Origin of the sequence: Anabaena sp. UHCC 0187, from assembly GCF_009712035.1 — a bacterium.
GTDB lineage: Bacteria > Cyanobacteriota > Cyanobacteriia > Cyanobacteriales > Nostocaceae > Dolichospermum.
On the sequence record NZ_VILB01000001.1, the window covers coordinates 17,248 to 37,694 of the forward strand.

Below are 20,447 nucleotides of genomic sequence, written 5' to 3' on the forward strand. Positions count from 1 at the left end.
CACTGACAACTAACAAATGACTAACACCCCCATTCATATCGCTGGTGAATCACATCACCACGAACCGCCCCAAACCTGGAGAACATACTTCAGCTTTAGTACCGACCATAAAGTTATCGGTATTCAATACCTCGTTACTTCCTTTATCTTTTTCCTTGTTGGTGGCATCTTCGCCATGATTTTGCGGGGAGAACTCATTACCCCCGAAGCTGATTTAATTGACCGCACAGTCTACAACGGAATGTTCACCATGCACGGAACAGTGATGCTGTTTCTGTGGACATTTCCCTCCCTTGTTGGTATGGCTAACTACCTCGTTCCCCTGATGATTGGGGCGCGAGATATGGCATTCCCCCGCTTGAACGCTGTCGCTTTTTGGATGGTTCCCGTGGTGGGAATTCTCCTCATGTCCAGCTTCTTCGTTCCCGGTGGCCCTGCTCAATCTGGCTGGTGGGCATATCCCCCCGTTAGTACCCAAAACCCCACGGGAAACTTGATTAATGGTCAAGTTCTGTGGTTATTAGCGGTGGCGATTTCCGGTGTCTCTTCCATTATGGGTGCGGTGAATTTTGTCACCACCATTGTGAAAATGCGAGCGCCAGGAATGGGTTATTTTAGAATGCCTCTCTTTGTTTGGGCAGTATTCAGCGCTCAAATTATCCAATTATTTGGACTGCCAGCTTTAACCGCCGGGGCGGTCATGTTGCTTCTTGATATTACAGTGGGAACTGCCTTTTTTGATCCTACTAAAGGCGGAAATCCGGTGATGTTCCAGCATTATTTCTGGTTCTATTCTCACCCTGCGGTATATGTCATCATTTTGCCTATCTTCGGGATTTTCTCGGAAATCTTTCCCGTTTATTCCCGCAAACCTTTATTTGGTTACAAAGTCGTTGCTGTTTCTTCAATGTTAATTGCTGTAGTTAGCGGCATTGTTTGGGTACACCATATGTATGTGAGTGGTACTCCTGGTTGGCTACGGTTATTTTTCATGGTGACAACCATGTTTGTATCTATTCCCACAGGGATTAAGGTATTTGCTTGGGTGGCAACTATTTGGGGTGGCAAAATTCGCTTAACTACACCAATGTTATTTGCTTTGGGTGGTTTGGTAATGTTTGTATTTGCTGGGATTACAGGAATTATGCTTTCTTCTGTTCCAGTGGATGTTCATGTTAACAATACCTATTTTGTAGTTGGTCATTTCCATTATGTTCTCTATGGAACTGTGACGATGGGAATGTATGCCGCTATCTATCATTGGTTTCCCAAAATGACGGGGAGAATGTTCCACGAAGGTTGGGGACAAGTCCATTTTTGGTTAGCATTTATCGGCACAAATTTGAATTTCTTACCCATGCACCCATTAGGTTTGCAAGGGATGTTACGTCGTGCTGCTTCCTATGCACCTGAATTAGTTGGTTGGAATATTGTTGCTAGTTTGGGTTCTTTCCTATTAGGAATGTCTACTCTTCCTTTCATTTTCAATATGTTGATTTCTTGGATGGACGGAGAAAAAGCTTCTGCTAATCCTTGGAGAGCAATTGGTTTGGAATGGACTATTTCTTCTCCTCCTCCTGTTGAGAATTTTGAAGAAATTCCGATTGTTACTTGCGAACCTTATGGTTATGGCAAATCTGAATTAATGGCATCTTCTGAACATGAGTAATTTGTCAATTTCTAGATCCCCGACTTCTGGCATTAATTCATAATTTATTAACAAGATCAAAAAAGAAGTCGGGGATCTTCTTTCTCACTAATTTATTCAATTGGAAATTATGATGGATAGTTCTATTTCTTCAGAAGAGTTACAGCCTCACCACAGTCATGAACACGAACATGATGAAGAAGGCAATAAAATGTTTGGTTTTATTGTGTTTCTGTTATCAGAAAGTGTCATTTTCTTGAGTTTCTTTGCTGGCTATATTATCTACAAAACTTCTGCTGTTAATTGGTTGCCGGCTGGTGTTTCTGGTTTGGAAATAAAAGAACCTAGCATTAATACTGTCGTTTTAGTTGCTAGTAGTTTTGTGATTTATTTTGCAGAGAAAGCCCTAGAAAGACATGATTTAAAGACTTATCGTCTGTTGTTGTTTTTAACAATGGCTATGGGTGGTTATTTCCTCTATGGACAAGCGGTGGAATGGAGTCAACTGGAATTTGGCTTTACTTCTGGTACTTTTGGAGGAATGTTTTATCTATTAACTGGTTTTCATGGTTTGCACGTTTTCACGGGTATTCTGTTACAGTTAATTGTGTTGTTGCGTTCTTTCATTCCTGGTAATTTTGATAATGGACATTTCGGGATAAATGCCACTTCTTTGTTTTGGCACTTTGTTGATGTTATCTGGATTGTTTTGTTTTTGCTTATCTACGTTTGGCAGTAGGGAAAGAATAGGATTGATTATTGGTTCGTAGTTGGTGCTAAAGTGCTGACTACGAACCAATAATATATACTCAAACTCATTTGTTTAAATATAAAATTTTTGTTATAAGTATTTTTCACCCCATTCTTGAGTCGTTTGCTTGTATTGCTCACTTACTTGATCAATATACTTTGCTGCAATCTGCCGCATATTGCTTTTGTTAGGATCTTCTTTAGCTTTACTAAATTCTTCAAAAACCCCATTACATTGTATGAATATTTTTATAGCTTCTATTAACTTATTATCATCTAAAGTACATAGTTCATAATGTAAATGGGCTACTGTAGGTATAGGAAAATTATCATCTTTTACTTGTTTTACTTCAATTCCTGTGTTAGTAAAGCAGCATTCATTAAAGCCAAGCAATCTCACATTCTCTATACTTTTTTTTCTGAGCAAACTCATACCTAAAGAAATTTTCTCTAGGTCTTCAGGAGATGAAGGTAGCCATAAGGATGGAAAACCATTCCCACCCTTAATATCTTTTAAATATTTCTCAGTATGTTCTGGAGATAGAATCCCCTTCTGCCCTTTACCTATTGCCCATGTAGCAAGGTTATCAACACGCCTGTAGTAACGTAACTCACTCACACCTTATAGCGACTCCAAGTATTCACGTACAGATGTATTTTCTTCATTTTTAAGCAAATTCTTGGCTTCTGCAAGTATTTCTTCGGCAATTTCTACTTCACCTAATCCAAAACTTATTGCTTCTAGTCCAGAATATCTTACTTCTGCTTTATGATGTTGAAGAAGTATTCTGATAATATCAGCCGCATCTTTAGCATAAGCTTCTATTTCTAAAAGAGGTTCAGTGAGTCTTGCTATAGCCATTAATCGGAAAATGTCTAGTTTATTAAGCAATTGCTTGAGCATCTTGACATCTTCCGTGGAAAGTGGATATCTGCCTTCCATCAGTTGATCTCTAATCTCTTCTACTCTATCCTCAAATTCAGAAATATTTGAACTGGAGCATAAATAGATAAATGTATTATACTTCCATGCAAAAACTTCTAAACTGCGTTTTTTAGCCTCTAAAAAAGCTTTATCCTTATAATGTTCTGGACGACTTCTACCGCTAGATTTAGTGCCTCTAAATTGTCCGGTGTTTGGATTGATTACTGTTCTCATTTGAAAAGCTCCTCTGCTGTTTCAGTGATACTTTTAAAAAATATCTCGTCTCTCAACCTTCGCAAATTTTCTTCAAAAATCATTTTAATTGTTTGATCATCATTAGCTTCTAGATTAACTTCTTGAAAAACATCAATATCAAATATTAAAGGATATGCTTTTTCTCCTTTCTCATTGTCTGTAACCTCACCAATTGTTTGATTGACAATTGCTCGTGATGGTTCGTATTCTGGATGACATACTCTTACTTGCATAAAATACCCTTCCATTGTTACCTTTAAATCATCTGGTATTCCCGGTAGTATTTTGATGTAATTATTTAATTCTATATCTCCTTCAGCAGGTATCATGATTTGGTTTATATAGCGTAAACCTAGACGAGTTACTTGTGTAGGAAATGTAATTTCAGCATATTTCTGCCAAAGCTGATATGCTTCTTTATAAAATTTTTCCCATCCTTCATAAGGTTTTAATTTGCTGAATGTAAACCCGTTTAATTTGGCTTGAATAATTCTTTTTTTATCCTCAGATAGAAAAATATATCCTTCTGGTTTATTAGATATTGACAATGACTGAGGATTTATTATTTCATCAGGATTTTCTAAATTAAATTCAATACCTCCTTGAAATGCCATTCTTTGTTGACGATTAGGAAAAGATTCCTTAATTTCTTCATGAATATCTAACAGTCTTGTCTGCTCAAAATCGTCATCTACATTGACCGTAATATCAAGGATTGCTTCAGTAATAGGTGAATTAGGAAATCTCATTTTTCATTTCTTCAACAAACCAATGAATATTGATAAAATCTGTCCTTATTTAGAGTATACAAAAACTGTGATAATTTTTTTGTATAACTAAATATTTCTTATTATATCACAATAGATTCAGTTGGAAATAGAAAATTGATCATCTTATTTTTATATTAACCAATCCTAGCGATATAGTATACAAGTTCAACACAATTTATTATAAATTGTAAAAGCACATTATAATACCTAAGCTTTGTATACAAAAGGTAAAATTTATCATATATAAGTTGAGCAAAACTTAAAAAAGCCAAAATTGTAATATTGCTTATTTTAGAACATATATACTATACTAAAGCAACTGTTTAATAAAACTTACTTTATCTGCTTAATATCACGAGGTGGTATTTCATCTGCTGTTAAAGTCACAATTTTACCATCTCGCAAAATACTAATTGATTCTCCTAACCTACGATGTCTTTCTATAGCATTTGCAATAGCAAATTTCACACCAGCATCAATTTTTTGATAAAGTTCTGTATGATTAATTCGAGCTTCTTTATTTTGCTGTGATTTGATTTCAGATTCCGTATTCATAAATTATCACTTCCTGATTTTCATCTAACTTAGCATTTTTAGCTATAATATATCATCTTAATAAATTATACTTGCCAAATGATCAATAATCAACCTATTTGCATTTCCCTATTCACAGGTGCTTATGGCTTAGATTTAGGACTAGAACAAGCCGGATTTCATACTGTTAGTGTAGTTGAAAAAGATAAAGATGCAGTCAAAACAATTGCTCTTAATAGACCTTATCTCCAAGAAAGTGCTATTCCCAGAGAATTAGAAAAAGTTACTTCCCAACAATTACTAGAAGAAGGAGGAAGAGTTTTAAATTTAGGTCGGGCTTTACTTCCGGGAGAAATAGATTTAGTCACGGGTGGTCCCCCTTGTCAGCCATTTAGTACCGCAGGAAAACGGGGTTCAGTTATGGACCCGCGCGGGAGTTTATTTATGGATTTTATTCGCATTGTCAAAGAAGTCCAACCTCGATTTTTCTTAATGGAAAATGTCAGAGGTTTACTTTCTGCTTCTTTGCGTCATCGTCCTATTAATCAAAGAGGAAAAGATTACCCAGCTTTAGAACTTGATGAGATGAATGGTGCGGCTTTAAAAGTCGTTTTAGCAGAAATGAAGGAATTAGGCTACAACGTAGTTTATAACCTATTAGAAGCCGCAGATTATGGTGTTCCCCAAAATAGATCCCGTGTGGTTTTTATTGGTTCTAGAGATGGTGAAACTGCTACATTTCCTCTCGCTAAATATAGTAAAGATGGTAAATTTTTACCAAAGTGGAGAACTTTAAAAGATGCCTTAATAGATTTTGTGGATGTTCAACCAGAATTTATTAGTTATTCAGAAAATAGGCTGAAGTTTTTAAGATTATTAGACGCAGGACAAAATTGGAAAAATTTACCAGAAGAATTACAAAGAGAAGCAATGGGAGGTGCTTATAATTCCGGTGGAGGAAAAGTTGGTTTTTACAGAAGACTATCTTGGGATAAACCTTCACCAACTATCACAACCAGTCCCCAACAAAAAGCTACAGATATGTGTCACCCTGTGGAACTTCGTCCTTTAACTGTGGGCGAGTCTGCCAAAATTCAAACTTTTCCTGATGATTGGATTTTTCATGGTTCGATAAGTTCTAAATACAAACAAATTGGTAATGCAGTTCCGGTATTACTCGCTAAAGAACTGGGTGAATATCTGATTAATTTAATGCAGGGAAATCAACCAAAAGGAAAAGAAGTTACTGAACAACTTTCTCTATTTTCTTTATAGAATTTACTTTGCAGCTAACTCAGCAAATTCATTATCAATTCTCTGTAGCATCTTTCTGATATGGTTCTCAATTAGCTCATATTCAAGATGAATCATATCCCAAAATTCTTTACCAGCTATGCGAGGAATTTTAGAGTCGTTAAATGTCCATGAACCTAAATTAAAAGCAGATATAAATAAGGGATTTTCATGAATCCCTAATTCTTTTTTCGCTCTATTTGTTTGTGAACCAGTTAAAGTACCCTTTAAAGTTTTTAACTGTGCAAACTTAATTTTTGAGTCTGTTTGTAGAACAATATCTATTCCCTTAATTTTGATTCCAAATTCAAATTCAGGTACAATTACATAAGGGCTAATATCAGCTATTTCTTCCCAAAGTTGCCCCATTTTTGTACTAAGGCTTCTTGTAACTGAGTTGCTAGTAACTAATAACTTTGCTCCACATAGTTCAAAAAGATTACGTGGATTAGGATGATGCTCAAGTATTGAACTTTTATTTTTAAAATCTGTTCTTAACCAGTCAATAAACTCATCTGCAAACTGCTCAGTTTTACTGCTAATTAAATTAGATTGAGTCTCTAACTCTAGAACAGAGTAATTTTGATTATCTTTTTGAATTTGATATTCAAAATATGTTGATCCTATTGAGGAAATAATTTTCCCATATTGATATGCTATATGTAAATCTTCATCTATTATATTAGTACAATCTATCAATGAAGCATGATATAAAATTAATTCTTTTCGTTCTTTTATAGAAAGTGATATGAGAGTTTCAGCAGCTAACTTGATAGACATAAAATATTTGCATTAACCTATTTAAACAAAATTTAGCAAATAGATATCTTTATACACTTGATATTTTCAATCAATATTCGTATACCTAAGTGAAAAACTAAATACATTCTGGTTACTGTATCATATCAGAGAAGCATAGATATTAAATTAAAATGAAATCTGGTATTAATCCTAAACAACGGGAATTTTTTTAACCTATCACTATCATAGGAAACACAACCAAACTTAACTTCATATATAGATGTCTATAAAATCAATCATTTGGCTAAATCTGTACTGAAAATTATCCCAAAATGAAATATCTAACTCATCACAGCGATCGCACACCTCGTACAATAAAAGATAGATTGTTGCGAATTGTATAGTTAGGGATTATAGCTGTTATGGCTGCCGCCGTTTTCATTGAAAATCTAAAAAAAAGCTACGGTAATGTAGTCGCAGTCCAGGATGTTTCCTTTCAAGTCCAACCTGGAGAAATATTTGGTTTACTTGGCCCCAACGGGGCAGGAAAAACAACCACCCTGCGGGCTTTGTGTACCCTGACAACCCCTGATGCTGGAAAAATTGAAGTTTCCGGCATTTCGGTCTTAGATCACCCCAAATTAGCCAGGCAAAAGTTGGGTTATGTCGCCCAGGAAGTAGCTTTGGATAAAGTCCTCACTGGCCGGGAGTTACTCCAATTACAAGCCGCGCTTTATCATCTTCCCGGTGCGCTGATTAAACAGCGAATTAACACTATTTTGGATTTGCTGGGTTTACAAGAATACGCAGATAAAAAAACCGGCACTTATTCCGGTGGTTTACGCAAGCGGTTAGATTTAGCGGCTGGTTTACTCCATGCCCCAGATGTGCTGGTATTAGATGAACCAACCGTAGGATTAGATATTGAAAGCCGGGTTGTGGTGTGGGATTTCTTGCGTCAATTGCGGGCTGCGGGAACTACCGTTGTCATTACCAGCCATTATTTAGAAGAAGTTGACGCTTTAGCCGATAGAGTGGCAATTATAGATAGAGGTTTGGTTATTGCTAATGGTACACCATCGCAGTTAAAAGATCAGGTGGGAGGCGATCGCATCACCTTAAGAATCCGCGAATTTTCCCCCAGTGAAGAAGCCGAAACTGCGAAAAACCTCTTAGCAGCCTTACCTTTTGTCCAAGAAATCATCATCAATAGCGCCCAAGGTAACTCCCTAAATTTAGTAGTCACCCCCCAAAATGACGTTTTAATAACTATTCAACAGGCGTTAAATAATGCCAGTTTACCAATTTTTGGCATCGCCCAATCTCGTCCTAGTTTAGATGATGTTTACCTAGCTGCCACCGGAAAAACCTTAATGGATGCCGAATTAGCCGCTGTAGCCAATCGTGATCCTAAAGCTGAAAAGAAGCAGAATATGAGATAGAGATAAGTTTCCTGGATAAATAGAGGTTATCGGCATCCGGTTTGTCATAGTCTTGATTTTGAGAAAGTTTATGTAAAATTAACTCTTCCTTATTCAAGGCTTAACTTTTTTGCTGTTGACTGAGATTAAATTCACTTTTTGCTGCAACATTGAACTTCCCCCAATTACCTTGAAGTGAAAAGGCTTGGGGGATTATTTGTTAAAATATCCTAAACTTAGGAATAAATCCTTTGACCAGCAAAAATCCCCAACAATCAAGTAATATTAGTTACTCTCGCGTTATCCATCTCAGCCATCGGATTGATACAAATATACCTACATGGACAGGTGATCCACCCGTAGAATTTACCAGTGTTGCCGAAATCCAAGATGATGGTTATTACTTACGACGCTTTGCTTTGGGAGAACATAGCGCCACTCATATTAATGCCCCCAATAGTTTTTATAGTAGCGGTACAAGTATTGACCAGTATCCAGCATCATCATTAATATTACCTGCTATAGTTATTAATATTTGCGACCAAGCGGCAGTGAATGCTGATTATGTCTTAACTATTAGCGATGTCCAAACTTGGGAAACTGAATTTGGGGAAATTCCCCTAGGTAGTTTAGTGATACTATATACTGGTTGGCAAGAAAAATGGTTAAATCAAAAGACGTTTTTTAACCAAGATAAACATGGAAAAATGCACTTTCCCGGTTTTAGCTATGATGCAACTGAGTTTTTAATTACACATAGACAAATTGCTGGAGTGGGCATTGATACTCATGGTGTAGATTCTGGGCAGAATACCAATTTTACTATTAATCGTTTGCTGTTGGAGCGATCGCTAATTGTGATCGAAAATCTCACGAATTTAGATCAGTTACCACCCCAAGGTACTACCTTAATCATTGGGATTCTCAGGTTGAGAGGAGGTTCTGGTTCTCCCGCTGGGATAATGGCATTATTTTAAATTTCTATGCACTTCTTAACAAATAAAGGGGATCTAAAACTAGATCCCCTTTATTGTTTCTAACATAACGCAACTTATTACTAATTTTTAGCAATACTGCAAGTTAGATTTTGAACTGAATGAGAATTACTGAATGGGAAGTTGCTATTTTTTTAGTCAAGAGTAGAAATTTGATAAATCACACAACTACCCTTGCAACTAACTTTAGCTTGAAAACTGGAGGCTTGAGACTTTGAATTTTAGACTCTTGCCAGCAGTTTTAGATTTCACCATTAACCTGCATTTGATGGACTTGGTCTGCCAATTCTTGGCAACTTTGATCATCTAACTTGTCAATTGCCAACATTCCCATGAGAATAACTTCTTTCAAAGTTAAGCGAGTTGAATGTGCCTGTTTTTGCACAATCTCCTTAATGATGGGAGATACACCGATTGCTGTACTAGCTCTAGCCACGTTATAAAAGGAAACATTAAAGACTTCGGATAAATCTTAGCACTTTTTACGAAGTTATTCTACATCCCCGGAACTGATCTACTTTAGTTTCGATAAATCTTCATATGTCTAATCCAGACTATAAATAGCAAACAGACCTAATAATTCTGCAAATCTAACTTTTAGACTACGGACATAACTCTTCTGTAGCAAGCATTTCCACGATTTACTTATTTTGCTGCACATAGCTATGTTTTTGAAATTACACCATGAAATTACATATTTCTTGCCTGTATTAATTACAAAGATATTTAACTCAGTAAGCGCAAATAAACGTATATGTCTAGAAAAATAATATGTCATGTAACCCTTGTAGATTAAGAATTTTAGCCTTTTGCTTCTATTTTCTTACAAATAAATATTGATACTGAAATAATTATTTATTAATTTTTCTTACAACTCACATCACAATCCATCTGTAATTGTCATCTATCAAAAGTATGAAACCCAAAAATTTAGTAGATATTAAAAGAATAGGTAGTTGAAAAATGATGGTGAAAGATAGACAGACAAAAAGCTATAAAGCTTATATAGTAAGTTTTTTGAAGCCTAAAAGCCCCAAAATTTAGTATCTATTAATCATAACTAGAGAGGATGGCTGATAGCTGAGGGAATCTGATACCGTTAGATTGATTAACAATGTTAAATATTGTGAACTACCAAAATAGATAGAAATCGAAATCTTCCTGAATTCACTTAGTTAAGGCTGTCATAAGAAAAAGTAGTGAATACGCACAAGGAATAAAACAACGATGAGTGAACCTTATCTGTTGGCGGCAAGTTTGTTAACAGGATTAGTCATACCAACATCAACAATTCCCCAGATACCCAATTTTCCGGACGATTTTCTATCCTTATCGGATTTAGCCCAGGGTTTCCAGTCTTACGACACCGAAAAAACCTCTCCTCGTCAAATTGCTGTACCTGAATTTAGTAGTCAAGCTGAAAAGTCCACAGCAGTAGGAAAAAGTTTCTCGAATATTGATAAATTATTCCCAGAATTTAGTGGCGGAACTTTGTCCCCAGAGGAACAATCATCAGCTATCGGGAAAAACCTCCCTAGTCTGGGGATTCTGCTATCAGAATTTAGACGGAATGGGTTATCAGCACCGACAAAATCATCATTCAACTTCAATTCCCAAACAACTAAAACTAAGTCACCGGTTTCTGGCAGCCAACTTTACCAGCAAAGACTAGCATCACTCAGAACGGGTCAAATCTATACACGTATCGATAATGATGAGAATGTAGAATCATCCTGGGAGTCAGAAAAAGCATCTAAACTCACTTATCAAGATTGGAAAAGCCTATTAGCTATGGAAGCTAAAGCTATTAATAAAGGTCAAGGTACAAATCGTTTGAGTATCTTGGTAGGTGATTCTTTAAGTTTGTGGTTTCCGAAAGACAAACTCCCTACGGGTAAATTATGGCTAAATCAAGGCATATCTGGAGATACTTCCGAGGGTGTTTCTAAAAGATTGTCAGCATTTTCGACAACCAGACCAGATGTAATTTATTTAATGATTGGCATTAATGATTTACGTAAGGGTGCTACTAACCAATCAATTTTGGTGAATTCCTCACGGATTATTCACAGCTTACGTCAGAGTCATCCCAGAAGTCAGATTATTGTCCAATCTATTTTACCTGTACGCTCTCAGAAAATTCCTAATAGCCGTATTCGTCACATTAACTCCCAACTTGCCGTCATTGCGAGAAAGCAAGGCGCGAATTATCTGAATATTCACAATTGGTTTACGGATATTGATGGTAACTTGCGACCTGAATTAACTACGGATGGATTGCATTTATCCCCAGCAGGATATCAAGTGTGGCAATTCGCACTAGAGCAAATAGAATATAGAGTTGCTCAAACTTACAATTGAGGTTGATTCTCCACCCCTGTAACCTTAACTGTCCTTTAGGCAAGGGATGAAAGCCAGCCAGAGGCTTTAGCCTCCACTGAAAGTTTTTTTGTTGACAAGATTATGCTTTGTGAACTAGCATAGCTTTGTGGTGTTTAGGTCGAAACCATACTATGGCTAACGCCACGCTACGCTATCGACAGGCTCAGTAACCATGATAATTTACGAGTTCAAAGTCAAAGGAAAGGATAGGCAGTATCGCGCAATAGATGAGGCTATTCGTGCATCTCAATTCATTCAAAATAAATGTTTAAGATATTGGATGGATAACAAAGGTGCGACGAAGTATGATCTCAATAAATATTGCGCGATTTTGGCATCTGAATTTTCTTTTGCGGATGAACTTAATTCAATGGCTAGACAATCTGCTGCGGAACGTTCTTGGAGTGCAATAGCTCGATTTTACGACAATTGCAAAAATAAAATTAAAGGCAAAAAGGGATTTCCAAAATTCAAAAAGAATTGCCGCTCAGTTGAATACAAAGTTAGCGGCTGGAAATTATCACCAAACCGAAAATCAATTACTTTCTCTGACAAGAAAGGCATAGGTACTCTGAAGTTAAAAGGTACTTATGATCTTAATTTCTATGATATTAAACAAATTAAGCGCGTTCGTCTAGTCCGTCGGGCTGATGGATATTATACTCAATTTGCAATTGATGTCAAAATTAGAATTGAATCTCAACCAACGAATCAAATAATTGGGTTAGATGTGGGCTTAAAGTATTTCATTGCTGACTCAAAAGGTAATGTAGAACCTGCTCCACAATTCTATAGAAAGTCAGATAAGCAGTTAAGTCGAGCTAATCGTAAAAAATCCAAGAAGTTCAACACAGACAAAAAGAAAGCTAAACAACCACAATCCAAGAACTATTTAAAAGCTAAAAATAGGTATGCCCGTAAACATTTAAGAGTAAGTAGGCAGCGAAAAGAATATTGCAAGAGATTAGCATATTCCGTGATCCAATCTAACGATTTGGTGGCTTATGAAGACTTAAATATTAAAGGCATGGTAAGAAACCGACATTTAGCGGTGGGAATTTCTGATGCTGGCTGGGCAACTTTTCGACAATGGCTAGAATATTTTGGATATAAATATGGGAAGGTAACGGTTGCCGTTCCTCCCCATAATACTTCTCAAAATTGTTCTAATTGTGGCCAAAAAGTGAAAAAATCCCTATCAACTAGAACCCATAATTGTCATCATTGTGGGTTCGGAGAAGATAGAGATGTTAATGCCAGCATCAATATCCTAAAATTAGGATTAACTACGGTAGGGCATACCGGAAGCTACGCTACAGGAGATTTGCCCTCTTGGGCGATTGGTGCAAACCTGTCGTCTAACGGCGAGTCTGTGAATGTAGAATCCCCGCGTCTTTAGACCGGGGAGTGTCAAGAGCTAAAGTTATTTCACAGGTCAGGGTGTGAGAGCTATCACTAAATATCAAATGGTAGATCGAATAAATGATATCGCTTGGCAAGCTCACCAGGGCAGCGTTGCCGCGATTATTCAAGTATTAAATGAAAAGCTAGTTATGTCTGGTGTCAGAACTAGAGCCGTTTTTGCGGGTGGTGTGTTACAACTTTTGTGTGAAGCGGCTACGGTAGAGCAATTGGAGCAAACTACCTTAGTACCAAAAACCCAAGAAATCTTGGAGTCACTTGCACCGCGTCATATTCGCCGGGTTAATATTAATAGTCGAATTGTTCGAGAAGAACAACTACTATGGTTGGATGAAATTCACCGTGATCCTGAAAATCAATTGCTATGGTCACAGGAAATTATCCTATCCCAACCAAATTTGTTTAAGCGGTTAATTTCCAATTTCACTGAAGCTGCTACTAAATCAAGAAGACCTATTTTAGCGCAACCCCAATCTTTACTCAAGAATCCAGATCAAGGCAAAATTTCCGTCAAAACTTTAGTCATGACGGTTTCTGGTTTATCTTCAGTAATTTTACTAGCTTGGCTACTTGATGTTAGGTTTGGTAATACATTGAAAAATCTTTTACCATTGACAGGTTTTCCATCTTCGCAAACAGCTAACCAGGGACAACCAGAATTGTCAAATCGTCCTAGTAGCCAAAGTTTTTCCGCTCCATCTGATGATCCATTTGCCGCATCTGTGCGACTGGCTAACCAAGCTACTGCGGCGGGTAAAACAGCTATGACTTCAACTCAGTGGTTAGAATTAGCTGCTACTTGGCAACGGGCTTCTGATTTAATGGGTCAGGTTGCCCCCAGCCATAGCCGCTATCAAGAAGCACAGATTAGAACTAAGTTGTATAAGAAGTTTAGTGAGGTAGCTGAAAAAGAAGCCCAGAAGAATGAATCGTAAGTTAAATTTTTAACTTCAACTACGCACTCATTTCTAACATCCGTTGCATTGGTCGTAGTGCTGCTGTGCGGAGTTCTTCTGCTAAGGTAATTTCTGGGGTGCGATAATTCATGGCTAAATACAGTTTTTCTAAGGTGTTTAGCCGCATAAATGGACATTCGTTACAGTTACAATCACTTTGCGGTGGTGCGGGAATAAAGTGTTTGTCAGGTGCTAGTTTTTGCATCTGGTGAATGATTCCCGGCTCTGTAGCTACGATGAATTCTTGACTAGGGCTGGTTTGACAATAATTGAGTAAGGCGGCTGTAGAGCCAATAAAGCTGGCGTGACGCAAGACGCTGGTTTCACATTCGGGGTGAGCGATCGCTTCCGCTTGGGGATGTGTAATTTTTAACTGGACTATTTTCTTTTCGGAAAAAGTTTCATGGACAATACAGCTACCTTGCCATAACAGCATTTCCCGTCCGGTTTGTTCCATCACATACCGTCCCAAGTTCCGATCTGGGGCGAAAATAATCGGCTGTTCCTGGGGTATTTGCTGGACAATTTTCACAGCGTTGGAACTGGTACAAATAATATCGCTCATGGCCTTGATTTCAGCAGAGCAGTTAATATAGGAAATGACTAAATGATCTGGGTGTGCATCTTTGAACTCTGCAAATTCTTTGGGCGGACAACTATCTGCTAAAGAACAACCTGCATTGATATCTGGTAACAATACCAATTTATCAGGGTTAAGGATTTTGGCGGTTTCGGCCATGAAGTGAACACCGGCAAAGACAATGACATCGGCTTTGGTATTGGCTGCGGCTCTGGCTAATTGTAAGGAATCACCAATAAAGTCGGCAATATCTTGAATATCGGGATCTTGATAGTAGTGGGCTAATATTACCGCGTTGAGTTCTGTTTTCAGATCCTCAATAGCAGCAAATAAATCTAATGGTAGATTACCTGATTTTGACGGATTAAGTGTAGTTGTAAACACAATTAAAAACTGCTTTTAATTACAAATTATTACGTTGTGAATTTAATTATAGTAGTTTTTACCAAAAATAGTGGGGAATTGATTTTAGCAATTTATGCCCAAATCCGGTGGAGTTTCATATCCTGGAGATATACGGCTTTTTAAAGTGGCATGACCAGTCAGAAAACTCAATCAATAACCTTGAAAATTGCTGTAATTGGCGATGTTCACGACCAATGGGAAGTGGAGGACGGCATAGCACTCAAGCATCTGGGTGTGGACTTAGTGCTGTTTGTCGGAGATTTCGGGAATGAATCGGTGGAAGTGGTAAAAGCGATCGCTTCCTTAGATATTCCTAAAGCAGCGGTAATGGGCAATCACGATGCCTGGTACTCGGCGACTGAATGGGGACGCAAAAAATGTCCTTATGACCGCACCAAGGAAGACTGGGTACAGGAACAACTCGATTTATTGGGATCTGCTCAAGTCGGTTATGGTAAGTTGGATTTTCCCCAGTGGAATTTAACTGTGGTGGGTGGTCGTCCTTTTACCTGGGGAGGACCCGAATGGCGATTTGCCCAAATGTGTCAAGAACGTTATGGTGTCTCTAGTTTGGAGGAGTCCGCAGATAAAATCGTCAAGGTGGTAAAAAGTGTTACTTATGAGAATATTATTTTTCTAGGACACAATGGACCAAGTGGTTTGGGCGATCGCGCTGAGGACCCTTGTGGCAAAGATTGGCATCCTATCGGTGGTGATTTTGGTGATCCTGATTTCGCAGAAGCAATTTCTCAAAGTCTCAACATGAAGAAAACTGTTTCTCTAGTGGCTTTTGGTCATATGCACCGGACTCTACGCCATACTAAGAAAATCCAAAGGAAGGCTGTGTTTAGAAGTCCAGAGGGGACTATTTACTTAAACGCGGCTACTGTCCCCCGAATTATTCACCAAGACGGGTTGAAGTTACGGAATTTTTCTCTGGTTGATTTGGAGGATGGTCTGGTAACAAAAGCTTCTCTGGTTTGGGTGGGTCAGGACTACCAGGTGGCTACTGAGGAAGTTTTTTATAATTCTTCGGTTTCAGTAGTGCCAATTCTGTAATTATATGTTATGATGTTATTTGTCAGTTTTTGTATTCTACAATTCTGGCAAATAATCTGGAGAGGTGGCAGAGTGGTCGATTGCGCCTGACTTGAAATCAGGTGAAGTGAAAGCTTCCGGGAGTTCGAATCTCCCCCTCTCCGTTTTTTTAGTTTCTATCTCACGCAAAGGCGCAAAGTCGCCAAGAAGAGAGTAAGAGTTTGATCTGTAAATATTAAATCTGCTGTAAGGTAAGTGTCAGATTTGCTATTGCTATTATTCTAGATATAACCTTTCAAATATGTAATTCAGTAATAGGTATGATTTGCTGAGTTTACTAATAATGCTAGGGTGTAGATAAATGTAAATATTTAGTCCTAATTAAAATTGAATTTGTCATGAAAATAGAAATTGCTAACTTAGGTGTTATTGAAAAGGCAGAAATTGATTTAAAGCCTTTGACTGTGTTTATTGGTGGTAATGGTACTGGTAAAACTTGGACAGCTTATACTTTAGCATCTATTTTAGGTGAGTATGGATGTGAAAGATATTGGCAAGCTTATCTTGATAAAAAGACTCAACAGAGATATCCAATTATAGATCATGCAATTGAAGAATTTTTGCAAGAGGGAAATGTTCGGATTGATTTAATAGATTTTGCTGAAGAGTTTATTGAAACATATATTAATGATGTTTCTGCTTTAGCATATACCTGGATGAATAGATTTCTAGCCACAGATCGTGTTGATTTTAAAAAGATGAAAGTGAGTTTTGATTTAGCAGAAGCTAAACCAGCAATATTGAATAATCTTAAAAAAGATTTTGTAGATCAACAGTTATCTTTTGGCACTCAAAGTAAAGATACTTTGCATATTCTCAAAGAATTAGGTGACAGTAAGATTTATTTATATATACTTTCATTTTCCGAAGAAAATATTTTGAAAAAGTTACCTAGAAGAGCATTTGAGCAGATTTTGCTTAAATTAATTTTTAGAACAATTCACAGGTTTTTTCATTTAGAAACTTATATATTTCCTACAGAAAGAACAGGAGTTTTACCATTCTTTTCTTCATCTACAAAAATTGAAAATTACGTAGATATTGAAAATTTTGATGATATTGATGAGAATGTAAAAAATCTTTTATCTATGAAATTAAGCATACCAGTACAAGATTTAAAATTGACACTAGAAAGCATATATATAAAAACATCATCGGAAAGAGAAAAAGAAATACAACTTTACCCAGAAGTTTTAGAATATCTTAAATTAGCAGAAATTTTAGAAAATGATATTTTAGGGGGTAAAGTTAATGTTGAAAATTCTAGCTTCGATCAAGAAATTCTCTATCAACCATCAGAAAATGTTAAATTAGAAATGACAGTTTCTTCTTCAATGGTAAAAGAATTAGCTCCGTTAGTTTTGTGTTTACGTTATTTCGCTGTACCCAATGAATTACTAATTATTGATGAACCAGAAGTGAATTTACATCCAGCAGCGCAAGTACAAATTATCGAATTTTTAGCAATGTTAGTACAAGCAGGTTTAAAAGTTTTAATTACAACCCATAGCCCTTATATTATTGATCATCTTTCTAATTTAATGAAAGCTGCTAAATATGAAGATAAAGAAAGTCTCAAAGAACGATTTTATCTAGAGAGAACAGACGCTTTTATTCCTCAAGAAAAAGTTTCTGTTTATCTATTTGAAGATGGTACAGTTAAGGATATTTTACATGAAGACGGTAGGATAGATTGGGGAACATTTGGAAATGTCTCAGATGATATTTCCCATATTTTCCCATAATCACTCTTATAATCTTGAATTCAGGAGTGATTTTAAAATGCCTTTCAATACTTTGTAATTAATAGAGATTCAGATTTAGGTAATTTTTTGCGAGGTGCGAAGTATCAACCGAAAGGAAAACGAAAGAAGGGTAGATAATTTACTCCAAAGTATTTCTAGTTTTCGCTTGTCCTTTATTAAATCATGCTACTATTATTAATAATCTTCAGTATCACTTATACATGATAAGCAGTGATGACCTTTTTCTGATCAGGAGTATAAATAGATTCTACTCTTGGGTATTGTTCATGAACCCACCAAACTTTAATTCTGTTACCTTGCGCTGGAGCAGTTCCTGATATAGAATAACCAGCATCAATCATTAATTTTTCAAATTGATTTGCATCTAAAATTGTACATTTAAACTTTGGTAGTCCCTGTATTTGATGCTTATTGAGGGTCATAACTACCATTATAAGTTGTTAATATCTTATAACCTGGTAACACTAAAGCCATGCCTGTATTACTATGTATTGTACCTGGATATCTGTAAGGTTGATCATCAGGAACAGCACCACCAAACCGAATATGTATTCCTGGTAGCCATAAATAAAATCCAGGAATTAATAAATCCATGCTGTAAGCTATTTCTCTCATTGCTTGATGAGTGGAGTTATTGCTTGTCAGTGTAAAATTGGTGTTTGTAATGTTCAACACAAGTTTTCAATCTCCAATTAGGAATTGTGACAAGAGAAATTAGTTTCAATTAATATTCTATTTTATCGCCAAAATTGACAATTGACAATTATAAATTATCAATTATCAATTATCAATTAAATTACTTCTTGGCTATTCCCAATTTTCTAAACTACAACCTTTTCCAAAATCAACTTAGAACGCTTCATTTTTTCAGGAATAGCCACAGGATAATCACCAGTAAAACAAGCTGAACAGAAACTATTAGTATCTTCTCTGGTGGTTTCTAACATTCCTTCCCAACTTAAATAAGCGAGACTATCAACTTGTAATTGCTTGGCTATTTCCTCAACTGATTTTGTCGCTGCAATTAATTGATCTTGGGTATCGGTATCAATACCATAAAAACAAGGATGAGTTACAGGAGGAGAAGAAATTCTCATGTGGACTTCCGCTACACCCGCATCACGCAAGGCTTGTACAAGTTTACGGCTAGTAGTTCCCCGGACAATAGAATCATCAATAATTACCACTCGCTTACCGTACAAAACATCTTTGAGAGGGTTAAGTTTCATTTTAATCCCTGATTCCCGCATGGCTTGGGTAGGCTGAATAAAGGTGCGGCCGACGTAGCGATTTTTAATCAATCCCTCACCATACGCTATACCAGAAGCTTGGGAAAAACCAATGGCCGCAGGGATACCAGAATCAGGAACACCGAAAACCAAATCAGCTTCTATCGGTGATTCAGCCGCCATTTTCCGTCCTAACCGCATTCGATAACTGTATAATGTTTCGTTGTGCATGAGGCTATCAGGACGGGCAAAGTAGATCATTTCAAAGATACAAAGTTTGCGTTCTGATTGTTGATGCCACTGAAATGATTCTAAACCGTTTTCAGTAATCCAAACTAATTCTCCTGGGGAAACATCACGCAGATATTCAGCACCAATAATATCTAAACCGCAAGTTTCAGAAGCGAGAACGTAACGCACAGGATCACTATCTAATGTGCCAATGACTAAGGGACGAATCCCATTAGGATCACGAACTCCCATTACGCCTTCAGGTGTGCCAATAGTCAGGCTAAATGCGCCTTCGCACCGATGAAAGGCACTGATAGCCCCTGTTACCCAATCTGCACCAGCGTTGACTTCTTGAGCGATCGCATAAGCAATCATTTCTGAATCGGTGGTCGTGATTAAGTTAAACTTATCTTTAAGTAATTCTTCTCGCAGTTTTGTGGTATTGACTAAATTACCATTATGTGCTAAAGCTAATAAACCCAAACGAGTTTCCACCACAGCGGGTTGGGCGTTAACTTTGCGACTAGAACCGGTAGTGGAATAGCGAGTATGTCCAACTGCCAGATTTCCGGGTAACTCATCTAAAATGGCTTCATTGAAGACTTGAGACACCAAGCCCATATCTTTGTGCTGGTGAACGTGCATACCCTCAAAGGTAGCAATACCAGCCGATTCTTGACCCCGATGCTGGAGAGCATACAATCCAAAGTAGGTCAATTTAGCAACGTCTTGTTCTGGGGCGTAAATGCCAAACACACCACAAGCTTCTTCTGGCTTATCAGGGCGGTTTTCATGACTGTTAATTGAGCTATCGGGGGATTCATCCGAGGTAACGGAATTGATGGGAATCATACTGGTATTGCTCCTGGTGGGGATGTTCTTCAAAGGTCAAAAGTCAAAAGTCAAAAGCAAAAAAATTCTAGTTGTCATCTTGCTTTGGGGATAGTTGAAAACTTCTTAACAAATCTTTAACCATCCACTACAACATTACCGTGAATTGGTCAAGGATCAAGTATGAATTGTGAATTTTCATCTCGAATCCTTGA

Annotated in this window: 20 protein-coding genes and 1 tRNA gene; 11 read left to right on the top strand and 10 right to left on the bottom strand. The window is 37.1% G+C overall.

Features of this window, described 5'->3' with window-relative positions; genetic code table 11:
• The first annotated feature begins 16 nt into the window (after positions 1 to 16).
• A complete protein-coding gene (gene ctaD / locus FJR11_RS00100) occupies positions 17 to 1,669 on the top strand; it encodes a cytochrome c oxidase subunit I (protein WP_168501707.1) in 1,653 nt (550 codons plus the stop codon).
• 112 nt (positions 1,670 to 1,781) lie between these two features.
• Positions 1,782 to 2,387 carry a heme-copper oxidase subunit III gene (locus tag FJR11_RS00105; protein ID WP_168501921.1) on the top strand — a complete coding sequence of 202 codons (606 nt, stop codon included), beginning with the start codon at positions 1,782 to 1,784 and terminating at the stop codon, positions 2,385 to 2,387.
• A gap of 102 nt (positions 2,388 to 2,489) precedes the next feature.
• Here FJR11_RS00105 and FJR11_RS00110 read toward each other — a convergent pair whose 3' ends face one another.
• The 4 genes from FJR11_RS00110 to FJR11_RS00125 all read right to left on the bottom strand — a co-directional run bounded on the left by FJR11_RS00110 (position 2,490) and on the right by FJR11_RS00125 (position 4,903).
• Positions 2,490 to 3,017: a hypothetical protein gene (locus FJR11_RS00110; RefSeq protein ID WP_168501708.1), complete on the bottom strand. Its 528-nt coding sequence runs from the start codon at positions 3,015 to 3,017 to the stop codon at positions 2,490 to 2,492.
• Between the two features lie 3 nt (positions 3,018 to 3,020).
• Positions 3,021 to 3,557: a hypothetical protein gene (locus tag FJR11_RS00115; RefSeq protein WP_168501709.1), complete on the bottom strand. Its 537-nt coding sequence runs from the start codon at positions 3,555 to 3,557 to the stop codon at positions 3,021 to 3,023.
• Positions 3,554 to 4,327, bottom strand: coding sequence for a TIGR04255 family protein (locus FJR11_RS00120; RefSeq protein WP_168501710.1), 774 nt, complete (start codon positions 4,325 to 4,327; stop codon positions 3,554 to 3,556). Before FJR11_RS00120 ends, FJR11_RS00115 begins: the two co-directional genes overlap by 4 nt.
• A 354-nt stretch (positions 4,328 to 4,681) precedes the next feature.
• Positions 4,682 to 4,903 (bottom strand): hypothetical protein, encoded by a 222-nt coding sequence (locus FJR11_RS00125; protein WP_168501711.1) that lies wholly within the window; start codon positions 4,901 to 4,903, stop codon positions 4,682 to 4,684.
• A 78-nt stretch (positions 4,904 to 4,981) separates the two neighbouring features.
• Between FJR11_RS00125 and FJR11_RS00130 the strand changes: the two genes are divergently transcribed.
• Positions 4,982 to 6,157 (top strand): DNA cytosine methyltransferase, encoded by a 1,176-nt coding sequence (locus FJR11_RS00130; RefSeq protein ID WP_168501712.1) that lies wholly within the window; start codon positions 4,982 to 4,984, stop codon positions 6,155 to 6,157.
• Positions 6,158 to 6,160: 3 nt separating this feature from the next.
• On the opposite strand, the gene FJR11_RS00135 is transcribed toward FJR11_RS00130, so the two are convergent.
• Positions 6,161 to 6,955, bottom strand: coding sequence for a hypothetical protein (locus FJR11_RS00135; protein WP_168501713.1), 795 nt, complete (start codon positions 6,953 to 6,955; stop codon positions 6,161 to 6,163).
• A gap of 383 nt (positions 6,956 to 7,338) precedes the next feature.
• On the opposite strand from FJR11_RS00135, the gene FJR11_RS00140 reads away from it, so the two are divergent.
• Positions 7,339 to 8,358: an ABC transporter ATP-binding protein gene (locus tag FJR11_RS00140; RefSeq protein ID WP_168501714.1), complete on the top strand. Its 1,020-nt coding sequence runs from the start codon at positions 7,339 to 7,341 to the stop codon at positions 8,356 to 8,358.
• 230 nt (positions 8,359 to 8,588) lie between these two features.
• Entirely contained in the window at positions 8,589 to 9,314 is a 726-nt protein-coding gene (locus FJR11_RS00145) for a cyclase family protein (protein ID WP_168501715.1), read from the top strand.
• 259 nt (positions 9,315 to 9,573) lie between these two features.
• Here the strand turns inward: FJR11_RS00145 and FJR11_RS00150 are convergent, their stop codons facing one another.
• Positions 9,574 to 9,768: a hypothetical protein gene (locus FJR11_RS00150; RefSeq protein ID WP_168490915.1), complete on the bottom strand. Its 195-nt coding sequence runs from the start codon at positions 9,766 to 9,768 to the stop codon at positions 9,574 to 9,576.
• Between the two features lie 791 nt (positions 9,769 to 10,559).
• Between FJR11_RS00150 and FJR11_RS00155 the strand changes: the two genes are divergently transcribed.
• The 3 genes from FJR11_RS00155 (at position 10,560) to FJR11_RS00165 (ending at position 14,071) form a co-directional block, all read left to right on the top strand.
• Positions 10,560 to 11,693 carry an SGNH/GDSL hydrolase family protein gene (locus FJR11_RS00155; protein WP_168501716.1) on the top strand — a complete coding sequence of 378 codons (1,134 nt, stop codon included), beginning with the start codon at positions 10,560 to 10,562 and terminating at the stop codon, positions 11,691 to 11,693.
• Between the two features lie 193 nt (positions 11,694 to 11,886).
• On the top strand, positions 11,887 to 13,113 hold the full coding sequence (locus FJR11_RS00160; protein WP_168501717.1) for an RNA-guided endonuclease TnpB family protein: 1,227 nt from the start codon (positions 11,887 to 11,889) through the stop codon (positions 13,111 to 13,113).
• A gap of 67 nt (positions 13,114 to 13,180) precedes the next feature.
• Entirely contained in the window at positions 13,181 to 14,071 is an 891-nt protein-coding gene (locus FJR11_RS00165; protein ID WP_168501718.1) for a hypothetical protein, read from the top strand.
• Positions 14,072 to 14,090: 19 nt separating this feature from the next.
• Here FJR11_RS00165 and nadA read toward each other — a convergent pair whose 3' ends face one another.
• A complete protein-coding gene (gene nadA, locus FJR11_RS00170) occupies positions 14,091 to 15,056 on the bottom strand; it encodes a quinolinate synthase NadA (RefSeq protein WP_168501719.1) in 966 nt (321 codons plus the stop codon).
• Positions 15,057 to 15,206: 150 nt separating this feature from the next.
• Here nadA and FJR11_RS00175 point away from each other — a divergent pair, with 150 nt between their 5' ends.
• The 3 genes from FJR11_RS00175 to FJR11_RS00185 all read left to right on the top strand — a co-directional run bounded on the left by FJR11_RS00175 (position 15,207) and on the right by FJR11_RS00185 (position 17,920).
• Positions 15,207 to 16,136: a TIGR04168 family protein gene (locus FJR11_RS00175; protein WP_168501720.1), complete on the top strand. Its 930-nt coding sequence runs from the start codon at positions 15,207 to 15,209 to the stop codon at positions 16,134 to 16,136.
• Positions 16,137 to 16,194: 58 nt separating this feature from the next.
• Positions 16,195 to 16,279 (top strand) — tRNA-Ser (locus tag FJR11_RS00180).
• A gap of 234 nt (positions 16,280 to 16,513) precedes the next feature.
• The gene (locus FJR11_RS00185; protein ID WP_168501721.1) at positions 16,514 to 17,920 is read left to right on the top strand and encodes an AAA family ATPase; all 1,407 of its coding nucleotides are present in this window, start codon (positions 16,514 to 16,516) and stop codon (positions 17,918 to 17,920) included.
• A gap of 215 nt (positions 17,921 to 18,135) precedes the next feature.
• On the opposite strand, the gene FJR11_RS00190 is transcribed toward FJR11_RS00185, so the two are convergent.
• The 3 genes from FJR11_RS00190 to purF form a co-directional block, all read right to left on the bottom strand.
• Positions 18,136 to 18,363 (bottom strand): hypothetical protein, encoded by a 228-nt coding sequence (locus tag FJR11_RS00190; RefSeq protein WP_148766153.1) that lies wholly within the window; start codon positions 18,361 to 18,363, stop codon positions 18,136 to 18,138.
• The gene (locus FJR11_RS00195) at positions 18,350 to 18,616 is read right to left on the bottom strand and encodes a hypothetical protein (protein WP_168501722.1); all 267 of its coding nucleotides are present in this window, start codon (positions 18,614 to 18,616) and stop codon (positions 18,350 to 18,352) included. The genes FJR11_RS00190 and FJR11_RS00195 overlap by 14 nt, the downstream gene beginning before the upstream one ends.
• 146 nt (positions 18,617 to 18,762) lie before the next feature.
• Positions 18,763 to 20,253, bottom strand: coding sequence for an amidophosphoribosyltransferase (gene purF / locus FJR11_RS00200; protein WP_168501723.1), 1,491 nt, complete (start codon positions 20,251 to 20,253; stop codon positions 18,763 to 18,765).
• Positions 20,254 to 20,447 lie beyond the last annotated feature (194 nt).

Coding starts and splice junctions, on each gene's coding strand:
- purF (WP_168501723.1), bottom strand. CDS start 20,253: ATGATTCCCATCAATTCCGTTACCTCGGATGAATCCCCCGATAGCTCA.
- FJR11_RS00140 (WP_168501714.1), top strand. CDS start 7,339: ATGGCTGCCGCCGTTTTCATTGAAAATCTAAAAAAAAGCTACGGTAAT.
- FJR11_RS00165 (WP_168501718.1), top strand. CDS start 13,181: ATGGTAGATCGAATAAATGATATCGCTTGGCAAGCTCACCAGGGCAGC.
- FJR11_RS00115 (WP_168501709.1), bottom strand. CDS start 3,557: ATGAGAACAGTAATCAATCCAAACACCGGACAATTTAGAGGCACTAAA.
- ctaD (WP_168501707.1), top strand. CDS start 17: ATGACTAACACCCCCATTCATATCGCTGGTGAATCACATCACCACGAA.
- FJR11_RS00175 (WP_168501720.1), top strand. CDS start 15,207: ATGACCAGTCAGAAAACTCAATCAATAACCTTGAAAATTGCTGTAATT.
- FJR11_RS00160 (WP_168501717.1), top strand. CDS start 11,887: ATGATAATTTACGAGTTCAAAGTCAAAGGAAAGGATAGGCAGTATCGC.
- FJR11_RS00130 (WP_168501712.1), top strand. CDS start 4,982: ATGATCAATAATCAACCTATTTGCATTTCCCTATTCACAGGTGCTTAT.
- FJR11_RS00135 (WP_168501713.1), bottom strand. CDS start 6,955: ATGTCTATCAAGTTAGCTGCTGAAACTCTCATATCACTTTCTATAAAA.
- FJR11_RS00190 (WP_148766153.1), bottom strand. CDS start 18,363: ATGACCCTCAATAAGCATCAAATACAGGGACTACCAAAGTTTAAATGT.
- FJR11_RS00120 (WP_168501710.1), bottom strand. CDS start 4,327: ATGAGATTTCCTAATTCACCTATTACTGAAGCAATCCTTGATATTACG.
- FJR11_RS00155 (WP_168501716.1), top strand. CDS start 10,560: ATGAGTGAACCTTATCTGTTGGCGGCAAGTTTGTTAACAGGATTAGTC.
- FJR11_RS00105 (WP_168501921.1), top strand. CDS start 1,782: ATGGATAGTTCTATTTCTTCAGAAGAGTTACAGCCTCACCACAGTCAT.
- FJR11_RS00125 (WP_168501711.1), bottom strand. CDS start 4,903: ATGAATACGGAATCTGAAATCAAATCACAGCAAAATAAAGAAGCTCGA.
- FJR11_RS00185 (WP_168501721.1), top strand. CDS start 16,514: ATGAAAATAGAAATTGCTAACTTAGGTGTTATTGAAAAGGCAGAAATT.